The following is a 16140-nucleotide window of genomic DNA, read 5'->3' as shown; positions in this document are numbered from 1 at the left end:
ACTCTTTAAATAGTAAAAACGCATAAAATTATGGCTACTTTTAACCTGATTTTATGCGTTTTAGTATATAAGCCATCCCCATAGTTTAACAGAGCATGAAGGTTTTATTCAACTTTTTTAATAAACACTAGTTTCTTTTCTTCTTGAAAGAGAATTTAAGAAGCGTCATCATTCCTAGTAATACTGCTCCAACTGGGCCTAAAAGACTACTACTTTCTCCTGTTTTTGGTAAAGCTTTTTCTTTATCTTCAGTCTTTTCTATTTCTTTCTTAGATGGATCAGACTTCACATCTTCAATTTTTTTCGGCTCCTCAGACAGACTCCTAGAATCCTTATTCTTACCATTATCCTGAGGTTTCAGGTTTAGTTCCGGTTGTGGTGCAGGATTCGGCTGTGGTGTAGAATCTGGTTGCGGTGCCGGATTCGGCTGTGGTGCTGGATCTGGTTGAGGTGCAGGATTCGGCTGCGGTGCTGGATCTGGTTGCGGTGCTGGGTTCGGCTGTGGTGCTGGATCTGGCTGTGGATTTGGTTTCTCAGTGTTTTGAGATTGATAAACAACCCCATAATTTGAGAAGTGAGAAACTTTGAAATGAACATATTTTCCATCAGCACTCAATTCAAACGGCAGTTCCTCAACTGCTCCCGTTTCTGGTAAGAAGTAGATTACTTTTTCTACTTTACGATTAGGATCCACAGGAATCGTTACAGTTGCTTCTCCTGAAATTTGTACAAAACTACCATCTGCCTTTTGAGTCTTAACATCGTAAAGTTCAACATTTTTGGCTGGAAGTTCTGCTGGGAGTTTAGCCAGAATAGTGGTATCTAAAACCTTGTCCGCAACAATCTTATCAACCGCTGCAACATCTGCTCCTGTTAGAGAAACAGAAACATTGCTTGTAGGGGAAACGAGGGTCTCTTTGGGGTGAGATTTGTAGTATACACGTGCTGCTACAACCCCTACAGCAGTATCAGACACTTCATACTTCAACAAGGTTCCATATGCAGGATTTACAAGGTCTTTAGGGTCAAAACGTTTCCCAAGGGGAAGTCTATAAGTTCTCGTCAACCCTCTCTGTCCTTTCCAATTCTGCTCATCCCAATCTATAAGATGATATACCATCACGGTTGTATCATGGCTTATCTTACTAGCATAAATATCTGGGCTGGTCGAATCTGTAGGGTTTGGAACCTCCCTGATAATTTCTTTGAAGGTGATGATATACTCCTCTTGGATTTGCTCAGAGCCGTCATTGGTTATGGTTCTGCCGATATTCTTAAGATTTTCCTTATAATCATAGCTTTTCTTATAATCATCAAGCTCAAAATCCTTATAGGTATTCGCCTTTAAGGTATAGCTTTCTCCTGGCTTGAGAGTGATTGTTTTTCGGGACAATTCATCAGTCCCTCGACCACCAGCTTGGAAATAGTGATATACTTCAACCACATCAAAGGTGACTGTTTGCAAAGCAGGTTTCTCTCCCTCAACTATCTTCTTTTCTTTATCTGGTAGTTGATTAGAAGTTTCCTTAGTAGAGTCCGTATTCTTTTCTGCTGTTTGCTCCTTTTCCTTAGCTTCTGGGGTATCAACTAGGGTTTTTGGTGTTTCTGCTACCGTTTCCTCTGCCTGTGCAAGGCTTGCTCCAGCCAGACCAACCGTCACAGCTGCTAGACCAAGCAAAGCAAGTTTCTCTAGCTTGATAGCTTTTTTTCGATCATGTTTATAACGCTTTATTCTTGACATCTTGTGTCTCCTCATTATTTAAAATTTATCACATTAAGTATATCTCCCCCCAATCCCTTTGTCAAGCCTTTTTCAGCACTTTTTAAAATATTTCTCTCCCCAGATTGTTTCATTGAAAAAATTAAAAATGAGAAGACCTTTTGGTCCTCTCCGAATCTAATTATTTTTTAAGAGCTTCCTTGTAACGAGCAAGTTCTGCTTGATTTGCCCAAACATAGTGACCTGGACAAATTTCCACCATAGATGGCTTGTCTGTCTCATAGTCATGTTGGTCAGGGTCGTAAACTTTCAAGACTTTCTTGCGTTCCAAGATTGGATCTGGAATCGGTACAGCAGATAGAAGCGCCTGAGTATATGGGTGGACAGGATTGTTAAACAACTCCTCTGTCTCCGCAACTTCGACGATAACTCCCTTATAGATAACTGCGATACGATCTGAGATAAAGCGAACAACTGACAAGTCATGGGCGATAAAGAGATAAGTCAAGCCCAACTCTTTTTGAAACTTCTTGAGCAAGTTCAAAACTTGCGCACGGACAGATACGTCCAAGGCAGAGATTGGCTCATCCGCAATAACGAAATCAGGTTCCATCACAAGGGCACGGGCAATCCCGATACGCTGGCGTTGACCACCAGAAAACTCGTGTGGATAACGGGTCAAGTGTTCTTTCAAAAGTCCAACTTCATGAATCATCTTTTGAACTTTTTCTTTTCTATCTTCTTCGTCTTTAAACAAATGGTAGTTGTAAAGACCTTCAGAGATGATATAGTCAACTGTCGCACGCTCATTCAAGCTGGCTGCAGGGTCCTGAAAAATCATCTGGATACGACGGATCAAGTCTGAGGATTCCTTATGAGATTTTTTTCCATTGATCTTATGACCATCAAAGATGATCTCACCTTTACTGGTATTATTTAGACCAATAATAGCACGACCAATCGTTGTTTTCCCACTACCAGACTCTCCTACAAGAGAGAAAGTTTCTCCCTTGTTGATAAAGAAGTTGGCATTTTTAACCGCTACAAACTTCTTACTTCCTTCACCGAAGGAAATTTCTAAATCTTTAATTTCTACTAATTTTTCAGACATTTCCTTCCTCCTAGTCTTCTAGATGAGCAAAGCCCATTTTATCACGAATTTTGTCATGCAAATCTGCAATGACCCCAGGTTTTTCAACTTTAGGAGCATTCTCATGAAGCAACCAAGTCTTAGCCCAGTGGGTATCACTAACTGAAAATTGAGGTGCTTTCTGTTCAAAGTCAATTTGCATCGCATAATCTGAACGAAGGGCAAAGGCATCACCTTTCAACTCAGTATAAAGAGATGGTGGTGTTCCTGGGATAGAGTACAATTCCCCTTTATCATCAGCAAGCTGAGGCAAGCTAGACAAGAGACTCCAAGTATATGGATGGCGTGGGTCGTAGAAAACTTCCTCAACAGTTCCGTATTCTACAATTTCACCAGCATACATAACCGCTACCTTATCCGCAATACTTGCTACCACACCAAGGTCATGGGTGATAAAGATAATGGTAAAGTGGTACTCGTTCTGTAAAGTTTTAAGCAAATCAATGATTTGTGCTTGAATGGTTACATCAAGAGCCGTTGTTGGCTCGTCACAGATCAAGATATCTGGACGACAGGCAAGGGCAATCGCGATAACGATACGTTGACGCATCCCTCCAGAATATTGGAAAGGATACTCATCAAAACGTTTTTCAGCGTCTGGAATTCCGACCTTATTCATATAGTCGATTGCCATCTCTTTGGCTTCCTTAGCTGTTTTCCCTTGGTGTTTAACGATAACTTCAGTGATTTGGCTACCGATTGTATTGATTGGGTCCAAACTTGTCATAGGATCTTGGAAGATGGTCGCAATTTTAGCACCACGAATCTTCTCCCAATCCTTGTTAGAAGTAAGAGCTGTCAAGTCTTGTCCACGATAGTCGATACTTCCTTGGGCAATACGTCCATTGTCTTCTAACATCCCTGTAAAGGTTTTTGTTAAAACAGATTTACCAGAACCTGACTCACCTACCAAGGCAAGAACTTCCCCTTCAATCAGGTCTAGAGAAACTCCTCGGATAGCTGTCAGAACTTTGTCACGAACGTCAAATTCCACGACAATATCACGAGCAGTCAAAATTACATTTTTTCCTTTTATCATGCCTACTCCTATCTATGTGTACGTGGATCACTAGCATCCGCTAGGTTTTGACCAACAACGAAAAGAGATAGGGATACCAAGATCAAGGTTGTCAATGGAATCCAGAACAAGTAAGCGTTGGTCGTAACGTTTTGTGAGTAATCTGAGATCAAACGTCCCAAACTTGGCACTGTTACAGGTAATCCCAATCCAAAGAAGGAAAGGAAGGCTTCATAAGAGATAAAACTTGGCAACATCAAGGTCATCGTAGAAACAATAACAGATACCAATTGTGGCATGATGTTTTTAACAATGATTTTAAAGGTTGGTGTTCCAAGTGTTTGAGAAGCAAGGTTGTATTCCAAGTCACGGTAACGCATGATTTGGATACGAATCATATAAGCAATCCCAATCCAAGTTGTCACACTCATGGCAAAAATCAAATTCCAGAAACCAGCACCAATTGAGTAAGTCAAGACAATGACAATCAAGAGGGATGGAATGTTTGAAATAATGTTATAAACCTCCATCATGACGCGGTCAACGGATTTTGAAATTCCCCAGATTCCACCAACAATAACCCCAATCACAAGGTTGATAAAAGTTGCAATTACAGAGATGAGGATAGAGTTACGCGCACCAAACCAAACCCCGTCAAACAAGGATTTACCATTGCTATCTGTACCAAACCAATGTTCAGCATTGGGCTTGATAAAACGAGCAGAGAAGTCATTGACCTTACTTACATCGTTGAAGTCAAAATCTGAGAACATTGGGTAAATAAAGCTCATCAAGATAATAGCAACCAAAATTCCTAGCATAAAGACGGTTGATTTTTTCTTTAGAAATTGTCTAAATACAGAACCCCAGTATGAATAGGCAGGAGCATCAATTGTTTCAGAGGCAAAATCGTCACGTTTTACGAACTGAAATTTTTCTTTATCGATTGTTGACATTATTTGCCTCCTTTCTCTGTCAATTTAATACGTGGGTCAAGCATGGTCATCCAGATATCACCTACAAAGAGTGAGAAGATAGAAATACATGTGAAGATGAAGACAAGACCAACTACCATTGAGTTGTTTGATGCCTTAACAGAATCAATCAACATTTTACCCATACCTGGGAAAGCGAAGACCGTTTCTGTCAATGTTGCACCACCGATAACTCCGATTACGGCACCAGGAATACCTGAAACCAAAGGAACCATGGCATTTTTAAAGATGTGTTTATTTGAAATTTCTTTTTCAGACAAACCTTTTGCACGAGCAAAACGAACGAAGTCCTGAGATTGCAAGTCGATCATGTAACGACGAATCCAGATAGCCGTACTTGGTGCACCCAACAAACCTAGAATAACTGCTGGCAAGACATAAGAACGCCAATCTCCAGCACCCAAAATAGGGAATGAGTCAGGCAGACCAATGGATGATCCAATCAAGCGGACGATGTAAACCAAGGCAATCGTTGGAAGAGCAAGCAAGAAGGTTAGAGCACCTGTCGAGAAGCTATCAATCCAAGTATTCTTGTGGCGAGCCATAGCAGATCCAAGTGGAATCGCAATCGCATAAGAAATAATCAAACCGATCAAACCAGCAACCGCTGAGCTTGCAATCATTGATGGATATTGATAATTGCTTTCTGTAGCTGTATATGGATCATCTTTACCATAGTTGGCTACCTCACGCGCATCTGCTTGACTTGGAGATTTGTAGGTACGAGAGTAAATATCTACAGATGAAGTCTTTTTACCTGTAGGGAATTGAACTTCTGATGTCTTAGTTTGTCCCTGACCTTGTGTGATAACTTGAAGCACTGGTGTGTTTGCATAAGTTGGGTAAGAGTCACCTAAGTTAATGTTCACAAAGTTCTGGTGTACAAATGGGAATTGGTTGTTGAAATACAAAAGGTATTTATGTTTTGTACCTGAACCAACCAATGACCAACCAATAGCAGGGTCATTTTCAAAACGAAGATAACGTTCCAAGTTTGGATTTTCAGGATCTTGAATCTTGTTTGTATGATCAATATCAATCAAGTTGGAATAGAATTTGAAAACACGTTCAAAAATTGGAATTTCACGCGTAGCATAGAATTGACCACTTTCTGAGAACACACCGAGTGTCCAACCATTTCCTAGTTGGTTGATGTATTTTTCATAGATTGCCTTATTGGTATCATTGGCATCCACTGTTACAGATGAGTCCATCGTGCTCGCTCTTTCTTGCAACTCTTTGGTATCGTAGTACTCGATATAGCCCATTCGCTCATAAACGGTATTTTCATAATTGTCTCGTTTATCTGGCGTCGTTGCAATCTTGTTATAGTTGGTATCCTGCTTGAAAATCAATTTCCGAGGAACCATCGTATAGATAATTGTGTAGGTCAAGGTTGTCACCAAGAAAATAGACAACAATGAACGCAATACACGCATAAAAATATATTTCTTCATATCGTTTCCTTTTAAAATCCCAAAAGAACCTTCTCCTCATGGAGAGAAAGTTCTCTTGAGAGTTATTTATTTAACGTGATTAGCCAATTCTTTTTGAACTTTTTCGTTTGATTCTTTTTTCTCTTTGAGCCATTTTTCACGAGCTTGTTCATAGTCAGCTTTTGTTACAACCTTATCTTGTAACTGAATATACTTGAAGTATACGTCTGATCCCTTGTCTCCAGATTGACTGTAAGATGCAGAGAATGGTACAACACGAGAAATGATTGGTGCAGCACCACTTGACGACATCGCTGGCAAGAAGAGGGAGCTATCTGTCAACCAAGCTTGAGCAGCAGCATATTTTTCATAACGAACATTCAAGTCGTTGGTTTCTTTAGCAGCTTCATCAACTAGCTTATCGTATTCTTTCAAACCAACTTGAGCCGCTGCAGCATTATCTGCACCTTCGTAACCCATGTATGTTTTTGTTTGTTCAGCATTCGTTGTTTTCAAGATATCAAGGTAAGTTGATGGATCTTCATAGTCTGGGTTCCATCCAACTGCTCCTGAGAGATCCCAATCTTCTGCTGCTGCGCTAGCTGCATAGTATGTAATATTATGTAGTTCATCTGTAGTGATTTGTTGGATATCGATGACTACGTTTTCTTCTCCAAGTACTGTCTCAACGGATTGTTTGAAGGATTGAATACGTGCAATATAGTTTTTAGATGTTTGGTCTACTGGGATATCCAAGTGGATAGGGAATTTCACACCTTCTGCTTCCAATGCTGTTTTAGCTTTGGCAAATTCAGCTTTGGCTTTATCTGCGTTGAAAAGTCCATCTTGACCATCCGCAAAGTTTACGTTCTTCCACTCATCACCATAAGCAGCCATCTTTTCAGTTACAAAGTCACCGAAAGTTTTTTCGCCTGCAGAGACAAAGTCTGGTTTCACAAAGAGGTTACGAACTGCAAGAGGAGCACCTTCCTTACCGTTAATTTGTGCTGAGTAAGAAGTACGGTCAAAGGCAAAGTTCAAAGCCTGACGGAAGTCCTTGTTAAGAAGGGCTTTCTTAGTAGAAGTCTTCTCTTCATCAGTTGTCTTAGAAGTGTATTTGTAACCTTGACGGTCAATATTTACACCCAAACCACCAATACCTGGACCTGATGGAGTGTAGTAGATATTGTCTTTGTATGTTTCTTCTACCTTAGAGTAGTTTGAACTTGTTGGGAAGAGACGGGCATAGCTATAAGCCCCACTTGTAAAGTTACGTTCAATTGATTCTTGATCAGAACCATCATAGTAAGCAAGTGTTACTTTATCAAGATGAACATTGTCTTTGTCCCAATAGTTTTCATTCTTCACAAATTCGATAGATGACTTAGCAGTCAAACCTCTCAGCAAGAATGGTCCATTGTAAAGCAATGATGTAGGGTCAGTTGCTTTACCAAAATCAGATCCTTTTGATTTTTCAAATTCTTCGTTTAATGGCCAGAAGATTGAGTAGGCTAGCTTAGAGTTCCAGTATGGTTCTGGTTTGTTCAAAGTGTATTCAAGGGTATAATCATCAACTGCTTTTACACCGACTGAAGCAAAATCTTTATTGTTTCCAGCTATATAGTCAGCTAGACCTTTAACTGAATCTTCTGCTAGATACTTAGCTGCTGATTTATTGTCAGCTGCGTGTTTCAAACCATTTACAAAGTCTTTGGCTGTTACTTCAGCATACTCTTCGCCATCAGATGTCATCCATTTGACACCTTTACGAATCTTGTAGGTGTAAGTCAAACCGTCTTTTGAAACGGACCAGTCTTCTGCAACTGCAGGAACTAGGTTTCCATATTTATCATTTGTAAAGAGACCATCGATACCATTTGAAGTGGCGACCTTAGTACTTTGTTTCCCTGAAATGAGGTAATCCAACGTTTCTGGATCAGCTGTATAAACATAACCATAATTTTTTGGCGCTGTAGAATCAGATGATTTTGAAGAACCACAAGCAGCTAAAACACCAGTTGCTAATAGGGCAATCCCTGCTGCGACAAATACTCTACTTTTTTTCATGTATGTATCCCCTCTTTAAAAAAAATTTTAGTCTTGTTTTCGATTATATCATATATTATCTAAAAAGTAAACGAATTTTCAGAATATTTAGGCGTATACCCTCAAAAAACTTTCATTTGTCAAATTTCTACACTCTTTGTTTGCTATCTAGGTGATTAGATGGCAATTTTACAGCCTGTGAAGACTGATTCCCAGACTTTCTCTCTCGGTTTTAAAGTCTATCATAAAAAGGGAAAGTTTCCTAAATTGGATTTTCGGTTAAGAAACTATTGACGTAGAATCATTTTCAAGGTATAATAATAAACGTTGAGGCGGTATAGCCAAGTGGTAAGGCACGGCTCTGCAAAAGCTTGATCGTCGGTTCAAATCCGTCTACCGCCTTATAGTAAACCAAAAGACTCCTCGTGAGTCTTTTTTCTTATAAATGGGAGCTTGAGCACCTGATGGTGGCTCAAGCTCCTTTATTCTGTTTCTTCTTCATTTTCTATTTCAGTGATTTGAACTTTTACCTTGGTAACACGTCCGTTTTTCACCTTGTCGTTGGTCAGGACGACTTGCTTGTTTTGACTGACCAGTTGGTAACTGATTTTCTCAGTGGTTGGAATCGTTCCAACACCCGTCAAATAATAACCGGCGATGGTATCCACATCATCGCTTTCTAGTTCGACACCAAAGTAGTTATTGAAGTCGTTAAGATTCATGGTTCCCTGTGCAATATAGGTGTCCTCACCGATTTGATGGACTTCAATTTCTGCTCGGTCTGTCTCGTCGTCGATTTCTCCGACAATCTCCTCCAGCAGGTCCTCCAGTGTGACCAGACCAGCCATACCACCATATTCATCGAGCAAAATGGCCATCTGTCTCTGAGTATTTCGCAATTCTTTTAGCAAGTCATCCACAAAAATAGTTTCCGGGACAAAGAGTGGATCTTGTAAGATCCTCTTCCAAACAATATTGTCAAAACCATCCACAAAGGCCGCATTAAGAAGACTCTTGGTGTGAATAATCCCAATCACATTGTCCTTATCCCCATCATAAACTGGGATACGGGAAAAGTTCTGTTTTAAAATACTTTGGATAATGGTTTGACTATCATCCTGAATATCCACCATAAAGGCATCTGTCCGAGGAACCATAACTTCTCTCGCCATCAGTTCATCTAGAGAGAAAATCCCTTGTAACATCTCGATTTCGTCTGCATCCAAGGTTTCCTCACTCTTGGTCAACATGTACTCAATTTCATCTCGAGTCATTTTTTCATCCGCATCATCAAAGGTCATTGGCGTTAAACGACTCAAGAGATTGGTTGAAGCAGATAACAACCAGACAAAGGGACTGACAATCTTTCCAAGACCAATAATAATTGGTGCTGTTCGAATTGCCAAAGCATCTTTCAGATTGAGGGCAATCCGTTTAGGATAGAGTTCCCCAAAAACAATAGAAATATAGGTCAAAAACGCTAAAGATAGAAAACTTGCAATAGCGTAAGCTGTTTCACTATTTCCTATCCAAGATGCAATTACTTGTCCAAGTGTATCTGCCAATTTTGCCCCTGATAAGATCGTGATTAAGGTGATACCGACTTGAATGGTTGATAAAAAGTGGTTAGGATTTTCAAGTACCTTTAACAAACGAATGTAACGTTTGTCTCCCTCTTCTGCCTTTTGCTCCACTCGGGAACGGTTTAGTGACACCATCGCCATTTCAGTGGCTGAGAAAAAAGCATTTAACAGGGTCAAGATAAATAACAATACAAACTGTAGCAACAAATTCTGACTGCTCGGGTCTTCCATAGTCCTTCTCCTAAAATAGTATCTTGTGTTCCATTATATCATAAATTGGCTTAGGAATCACATTATTTTCTAATTTATACAATCACTCCCTTATCAATGACGGACAAGGGAGCAATTTTTATTCCTTTTTTCTAGTTTGTCACCGTGACCTGACCTGTTCGGTAATCAAGTTGGATACCCTTTTGAACATTGGGGATTAGGACATTGAATTCCAATTCGCCATCTGAAGACTTGGCTTCAATTTGTGAAGCAGATGGAACCAAATCCTCATTCGTAGCATAGTGGAGAGTTACCCGATAACGGACTCTCTTATTCTGGTCCAAGGCTTTTCTAACCAAACTCTCATAGTAGTTCTGACCTGTCGAATCTTCAGCCTGAGCCTGGTTGGCCCAAGCTGTCTGAACTGCAATGTTCTTGGGATTGCTAGTAGAAGCATCAAAGCCATCCAAACCACCTATCAAGGCATAGCCCAGCAGGTGCCCCCTATCAACTGCATGTGTATAGGCTCCCTTTAGATTCTTAACCTGATGCCATCCTGGTGGCGTCCAAGAGGTAGATCCATTTCCAGTTTCTTCACGATTCTTATACTGCCGAGTCGTTTTGGATAAGATGGCATTGGCAACAGTCGGGACTGTTTCTTTTCCAACTATCTTTGTCTTATTATCCGCATAGGGTTTGCTAGAAACCTTGGCATCTAGATTGGTTTTATTGCCATTGACAATGAAGGCCCCTGCTCCATTCCACTCGAGCCCCCCCTTGATTTGGTTTTTGATTGACTCAGTTAAGACACTTTCAGCAAGCTCCTGACTGGGAGCTTCTGAAGCTTGTTTTTTCTGACTAACCTTGGTTCTAGGGGTGTTTGGCGCTGTCTGCATCTGCTTGATGTAATAGCTTCCAGCAGCCAAGAGTAAGAATAGAAGTAACCCTATCAGAGCTTGTCTTGTTTTTTTGTCCATTTTTCTCCTTATTTCTTTAGAAAAAGACTGGTCTCCCAGTCTAATTTCCTGTAAATTTGCTAATCAATTCCTGCCACTTTGCTGGAGACAAGATTGCCCATGGATCCTGTCCCTTTCCTAGGATACCATAACCAACCATCAAGCCGATTCCTAAAGCCAAAAAGCCTAGCAATAGTACGATAAAAATCAACAGTAAACGACGGAGTACATAGCGTAAATTTTTATTCTTCTTCATCATTTGCCTCGATTCGCTGAATCTTCGCTCCTAGCTGAGCCAATTTCTCATGAAAACGGTAGTAACCTCTATCAAGGTGGACTAACTTACCGACAACTGTTTCTCCCTGCGCCACCAGACCTGTCAAAATCAAAGCAGCACTAGCGCGAAGATCCGTTGATAGAACTTCAGCCCCCTGTAAAGCTTGTCCCCCAACAATACGAGCCGTGTCACGGATAATCTCTGAATGCAAGCCCATACGGCGCATTTCCTCTAAGTGTTGGAAGCGATTCTCAAACACCGTTTCCACCATGGTGGATTCCCCTTTTGCGACTGTCATCAGAGCTGTAAATTGCGCCTGCATATCTGTTGGGAATCCTGGATGTGGTAAGGTTTTTACATGAACAGCCTTGAGATTTTCCAGTTGAGAACGAACACGGATGCCTTCTGACTCCTCTGTCACTTCAACGCCCATTTCAAGTAGTTTTGAGATCAAGGGGCGATTATGTTCCCAGACTGCATCTCGAACGAGGACATCTCCACCAGTCATAGCTGCCGCTACCATAAAGGTTCCTGCTTCGATACGGTCCTGCACGACACTGTGAGTCGTACCATGGAGTTCCTCGACACCAGTTACTGTGATTGTTTCAGTACCAGCTCCCTTGACCTTGGCTCCCATTTCATTAAGGAGAATAGCAAGGTCAACAATTTCCGGCTCACGCGCAGCATTTTCAATGACCGTCACACCATCAGCTAGAGTCGCTGCCATCATCAGGTTTTGTGTTGCACCAACACTAGGAAAGTCCATGTAGATATGAGCGCCATGCAGGCGTTCTGCCTTAGCTTCGATATAACCAGCTGTCTGGGTGATCTTTGCCCCCATAGCTTCCAAACCTTTGAGGTGGAGGTCGATTGGACGACTTCCGATGGTACATCCCCCTGGCATAGAAACTTTGGCATGGCCTACACGAGCAAGGATTGGTCCCAAGACAACGATCGATGCACGCATCTTGCTGACATACTTGTATGGAGCTTCCTCAGTGATGTCACCAGTCGCATCGACCTCGACAACATGAGCTTCCTCATCAAAGTCCACCTTGGCATTCAGACCACGAACTACTTGATTCATGGTGAAAACATCTGACAAGATTGGGACGTTCTGCAAGACTGTCTTACCCTTGCTTGCTAGAATAGTCGCTGCCAACAAGGGCAAGACGGCATTCTTTGCCCCCTCGATGGTCACACTCCCGACCAGACGATTATCACCGCCTTGAACCACAATTTTTTCCATAGTTGTTTCCTTTACTTTTGATTTTATAATAGTCCTCTAAGTGCTTCTTGCCACAGTTGGTACAAACTGATAAAGAATGAACTCAAGATGTAGCCCATCACAATACTAAAGAAGCCTACCAACAAACGAACTTTTTTTGTGTTAGTAGCGGTCACTTTTAAAACCTTTTCCCATCTCACAAGATCCTTCAAAAGGTAAAAACTCAAATAAATAAAGAGTATATGACTACTTAGAGTGAATAATAATTGAACCATTTGACTATTATACCATCTTATCCGCTTGCGCGCTAGTTTTCAATTTTTCTACGAATTAGGGATTGTTTTTAAGGTAATCAATTGCATCCTGCAAGGTCTTAACGGGAACGATTTTCATCTCTGTTTTGATCGTTTTAGCAGCTTCTATGGCTGTTTCATAGTTGCTTTTCGCATTGGGATCTGCTTTTTTTGCTTCCTCGGTGACTGGATTGTCAGGAGCAAAAAAGATGTTGGCTCCCTGACGAGAGGCTGCAACCACTTTTTTGTCAATTCCACCAATATCACCAACATTTCCATCGCGATCAATAGTTCCCGTTCCCGCAACAATGCGGCCATTACGAAGTCCTGGATCTGCTATCTGGGTGTAGATAGCGAGACTAAACATGAGACCGGCACTTGGCCCGCCGATACCAGCTGTTGAAAAGCGAATTGGAACGTCACTGGTCACTTCCGTACGGTCAATCAAGCCAATCCCAATACCGTTTTTTCCGTTTTCGAGAGTGATAATTTTACCTTCTGCAGACTTGACTTTTCCGTCTTCTTCATAGGTTACCTTGACCGTATCTCCTAATTGTTGAGAATTGACATAGTCGACCAAGTCTTTTGAACTATCAAATGTTTTGTCATTAACAGCCGTCACGGTGTCTGCTATGTTCAGAATGCCCTTAAAAGTTGAATTGTCCGTCACGGTCAAGACATAGACTCCCAGATACTTGAGTTCGATATCCTTTCCAGCCGTCTTCAATCCCTGATACTTGGCCATGTTTTGAGAAGTTTGCATGTAGAACTGATTGATCCGCATAAATTCTGCATCAGTAGAGCCACCCGTAGTCTCCTTGGCACTTCTAATATCCGTGAAAGGCGTTAACCAAGCATAGACAAGATGCGATAGGGTTGCGTGTCGAATACCGACTGTTACAAACTGGTATGCTCCTGCTTCTGTGTCTTCTGTTTCATTGACTTTCAAAACACGCCGAATATCTTCCGCTCCACCTGGAACTTCTATGTAGTAAGGTAAAGGTACTACAAAGGCTAAAAAAGTCAATACTAGTGCTAGGATGACATATAAGGGCCATCTAGTTTTTTTCTTCATGTTCTAATTCCTCCACAACACTGTTTGGGACATATTGCTGAATCTCCTGACCAAACTTCAGAAGTTCTCTCACGGCCGAAGAGCTGATATAAAGATGCTCTGGGCGGCTATATAGGTAAATGGTTTCGATTTCTGGAGCCAGTTGATGATTGTAGTAATCAAAACTAGACTCATATTGCAAGTCGGTGGTATTTCGCAAGCCACGGACAAGGGTCTTAGCACCCAGTCTTCTTGCAACATCGACGACTAGTTGGTCATGAGAAGCCCGCACCTCTACATTATCTAAATGCGCCACCGCTTTTTCGACTGCCCGTTTGCGATTTTCAACAGGGAGAAAGCCTTGTTTGTGGGGATTGTAGAACACCCCGACATAGAGCTTATCAAAGAGTTTGCTTGCACGTTCAATGATATCCAGATGTCCATTTGTCATCGGGTCAAATGAACCTGTAAATAATCCAATTTTATCTGACATAGACTGTCACCTTACTAATCCCATATATTTTTTCCTTCCAGATGCCTAAGTAGGCGATTTCTTCTGGGAGTTCTACAGACTTATCTGTTTCGCAGACGACCATGACTTCTTGGGAGAAGAGATTTCTTTCTGCCATTTTTTCGATATCTGCAACGATTTGTTCCTTGGCATAGGGGGGATCTAAAAAGATCAGGTCAAAGGGACCATTCACATGCTCCAAGGCTCGTTCAGCTTCCATTTTTACGAGCTGAAATTTAGAAACTTCCTTGGTCATTTGGATATTTTCAGCGATGATAGCTTGTGCCTTTCGATCCCGTTCCACTAAGACAGCACTGGACATCCCTCTTGACACAGCTTCAATAGACAGACCGCCACTGCCAGCATAGAGATCCAAGACACGACCACCCTCAAAATAGGGACCTATCATGTTAAAGATAGCTCCTCTCACCTTATCCGATGTCGGCCTCGTCGTCTTGCCTTCTAGCGTCTTGAGAGGACGCCCTCCATAGATTCCTGATACGATTTTCATACCGTTTATTATACCAAATTATGGGCAAAAAGAGAAAGAAAACCGAACCTTACGGTTCGATTTTCTACAAGATATTTTCATAAGTGTCGCGGACTTCTTGCGGCCAAACACTAGTCTGAACCTCTCCGATGTGTTTCTTACGAAGAAGGAACATGGCCATCCGAGACTGTCCAATCCCTCCACCGATTGTCAATGGGAAAAGGCCGTTGAGCAGGGCTTTATGCCATTCCAACTCCAGACGATCTTCGTCCCCTGTAAGGGCAACTTGGCGACGAAGCGTGTCCTCATCTACCCGAATCCCCATTGAAGAAAGTTCAAAAGCGCAACCAAGAGATTCATTCCAAACCAGAATATCTCCATTTAGCCCCTTGTAGCCATTCTCAGACTCTGTTGTCCAGTCATCGTAGTCAGGCGCACGGCCATCATGCGGTTTCCCGTCAGGCAATTCCCCACCAATACCAATCAAGAAAACTGCACCAAACTCTTTACAGATTGCATTTTCACGCTCTTTTGGTGTCAAGTCTGGGTAACGTTCTACCAACTCTTCTGTATGGATAAAGGTAATTTGTTTTGGCAAGATGGATTCGATATCATAGCGAGCTTCTACTGCTAACTCTGTCAGACGAATAGCCTTGTAAATCTTTTCAACTGTTTCTTTAAGATAAGCGATATTGCGTTTTCCATTTGGAATCACTTTTTCCCAGTCCCACTGGTCTACATAAACAGAGTGGGTCGCATCTAGTGAATCTTCATCTGGGCGAAGAGCCTTCATGTGGACAAACAAACCTTCCCCATCACCGAAACCAAAACGAGCCAAGGTGTGGCGTTTCCATTTAGCAAGTGAATGAACGACCTCATAGGTTTCATTCGGAATTTGCAAAACCTTGACGGATACTGGATTTTCAACACCTGACAGGTTGTCCTGCATCCCATCGCCGACCTTACTCAAGATAGGTCCCTGAACTTCAACAACTTCTAGTTTATCTTTCAAATACTGGGTAAAGGTATTTTTAACAAAAGAAATTTCTTCTTGCTGATGAATAAAACTTTTCTTCATAAACAGCTCCTCAAAAATTAGTTAAAAGCATTATACACCTATTTCCAAGAAAAGAAAAGAGTAAATAAGAAAAAGTCAGTGCTCTTTTGAACACT

General features: G+C 41.4%; 15 protein-coding genes and 1 tRNA gene. 1 reads left to right on the top strand and 15 read right to left on the bottom strand.

Annotated elements, in window-relative coordinates:
• Positions 1-127: 127 nt before the first annotated feature.
• The 6 genes from ACUW6H_RS08245 to ACUW6H_RS08220 all read right to left on the bottom strand — a co-directional run bounded on the left by ACUW6H_RS08245 (position 128) and on the right by ACUW6H_RS08220 (position 8386).
• Positions 128-1741 carry an LPXTG cell wall anchor domain-containing protein gene (locus ACUW6H_RS08245; protein WP_454364017.1) on the bottom strand — a complete coding sequence of 538 codons (1614 nt, stop codon included), beginning with the start codon at positions 1739-1741 and terminating at the stop codon, positions 128-130.
• 160 nt (positions 1742-1901) lie between these two features.
• Positions 1902-2831 (bottom strand): ATP-binding cassette domain-containing protein, encoded by a 930-nt coding sequence (locus ACUW6H_RS08240; protein WP_096406003.1) that lies wholly within the window; start codon positions 2829-2831, stop codon positions 1902-1904.
• A 10-nt stretch (positions 2832-2841) separates the two neighbouring features.
• Positions 2842-3909 carry an ABC transporter ATP-binding protein gene (locus ACUW6H_RS08235; RefSeq protein ID WP_454364015.1) on the bottom strand — a complete coding sequence of 356 codons (1068 nt, stop codon included), beginning with the start codon at positions 3907-3909 and terminating at the stop codon, positions 2842-2844.
• Positions 3910-3917: 8 nt separating this feature from the next.
• Positions 3918-4844, bottom strand: coding sequence for an oligopeptide ABC transporter permease OppC (gene oppC, locus ACUW6H_RS08230; RefSeq protein ID WP_000103692.1), 927 nt, complete (start codon positions 4842-4844; stop codon positions 3918-3920).
• Positions 4844-6340 carry an ABC transporter permease gene (locus tag ACUW6H_RS08225; protein WP_454364012.1) on the bottom strand — a complete coding sequence of 499 codons (1497 nt, stop codon included), beginning with the start codon at positions 6338-6340 and terminating at the stop codon, positions 4844-4846. Before ACUW6H_RS08225 ends, oppC begins: the two co-directional genes overlap by 1 nt.
• Positions 6341-6406: 66 nt before the next feature.
• A complete protein-coding gene (locus ACUW6H_RS08220; protein WP_454364010.1) occupies positions 6407-8386 on the bottom strand; it encodes a peptide ABC transporter substrate-binding protein in 1980 nt (659 codons plus the stop codon).
• 310 nt (positions 8387-8696) lie between these two features.
• On the opposite strand from ACUW6H_RS08220, the gene ACUW6H_RS08215 reads away from it, so the two are divergent.
• A tRNA-Cys gene (locus ACUW6H_RS08215) sits at positions 8697-8767 on the top strand.
• 80 nt (positions 8768-8847) lie between these two features.
• Here the strand turns inward: ACUW6H_RS08215 and ACUW6H_RS08210 are convergent.
• The 9 genes from ACUW6H_RS08210 to asnA form a co-directional block, all read right to left on the bottom strand.
• Positions 8848-10179 (bottom strand): hemolysin family protein, encoded by a 1332-nt coding sequence (locus ACUW6H_RS08210; RefSeq protein ID WP_454364008.1) that lies wholly within the window; start codon positions 10177-10179, stop codon positions 8848-8850.
• Positions 10180-10310: 131 nt separating this feature from the next.
• On the bottom strand, positions 10311-11135 hold the full coding sequence (locus ACUW6H_RS08205) for a DNA/RNA non-specific endonuclease (RefSeq protein WP_454364006.1): 825 nt from the start codon (positions 11133-11135) through the stop codon (positions 10311-10313).
• A 40-nt stretch (positions 11136-11175) separates the two neighbouring features.
• Positions 11176-11370 carry a DNA-directed RNA polymerase subunit beta gene (locus ACUW6H_RS08200; protein WP_000739701.1) on the bottom strand — a complete coding sequence of 65 codons (195 nt, stop codon included), beginning with the start codon at positions 11368-11370 and terminating at the stop codon, positions 11176-11178.
• Positions 11357-12640 (bottom strand): UDP-N-acetylglucosamine 1-carboxyvinyltransferase, encoded by a 1284-nt coding sequence (murA, locus tag ACUW6H_RS08195; RefSeq protein WP_000411920.1) that lies wholly within the window; start codon positions 12638-12640, stop codon positions 11357-11359. Before murA ends, ACUW6H_RS08200 begins: the two co-directional genes overlap by 14 nt.
• A gap of 23 nt (positions 12641-12663) precedes the next feature.
• The gene (locus ACUW6H_RS08190; protein WP_002892633.1) at positions 12664-12894 is read right to left on the bottom strand and encodes a DUF1146 family protein; all 231 of its coding nucleotides are present in this window, start codon (positions 12892-12894) and stop codon (positions 12664-12666) included.
• 55 nt (positions 12895-12949) lie between these two features.
• Positions 12950-13987, bottom strand: coding sequence for a SepM family pheromone-processing serine protease (locus ACUW6H_RS08185; RefSeq protein ID WP_454364003.1), 1038 nt, complete (start codon positions 13985-13987; stop codon positions 12950-12952).
• On the bottom strand, positions 13971-14459 hold the full coding sequence (coaD, locus tag ACUW6H_RS08180; RefSeq protein ID WP_200370493.1) for a pantetheine-phosphate adenylyltransferase: 489 nt from the start codon (positions 14457-14459) through the stop codon (positions 13971-13973). The genes ACUW6H_RS08185 and coaD overlap by 17 nt, the downstream gene beginning before the upstream one ends.
• Entirely contained in the window at positions 14449-14988 is a 540-nt protein-coding gene (gene rsmD / locus ACUW6H_RS08175; protein ID WP_096405992.1) for a 16S rRNA (guanine(966)-N(2))-methyltransferase RsmD, read from the bottom strand. The genes coaD and rsmD overlap by 11 nt, the downstream gene beginning before the upstream one ends.
• Before the next feature lie 64 nt (positions 14989-15052).
• Positions 15053-16045, bottom strand: coding sequence for an aspartate--ammonia ligase (gene asnA, locus ACUW6H_RS08170; RefSeq protein ID WP_049537752.1), 993 nt, complete (start codon positions 16043-16045; stop codon positions 15053-15055).
• Positions 16046-16140 lie beyond the last annotated feature (95 nt).

It is taken from the genome of Streptococcus sp. 151470009-6, assembly GCF_053628175.1.
The sequence above is the reverse complement of the archived record's forward strand: the minus strand, read 5'-3'. Positions and strand labels throughout refer to the sequence as shown.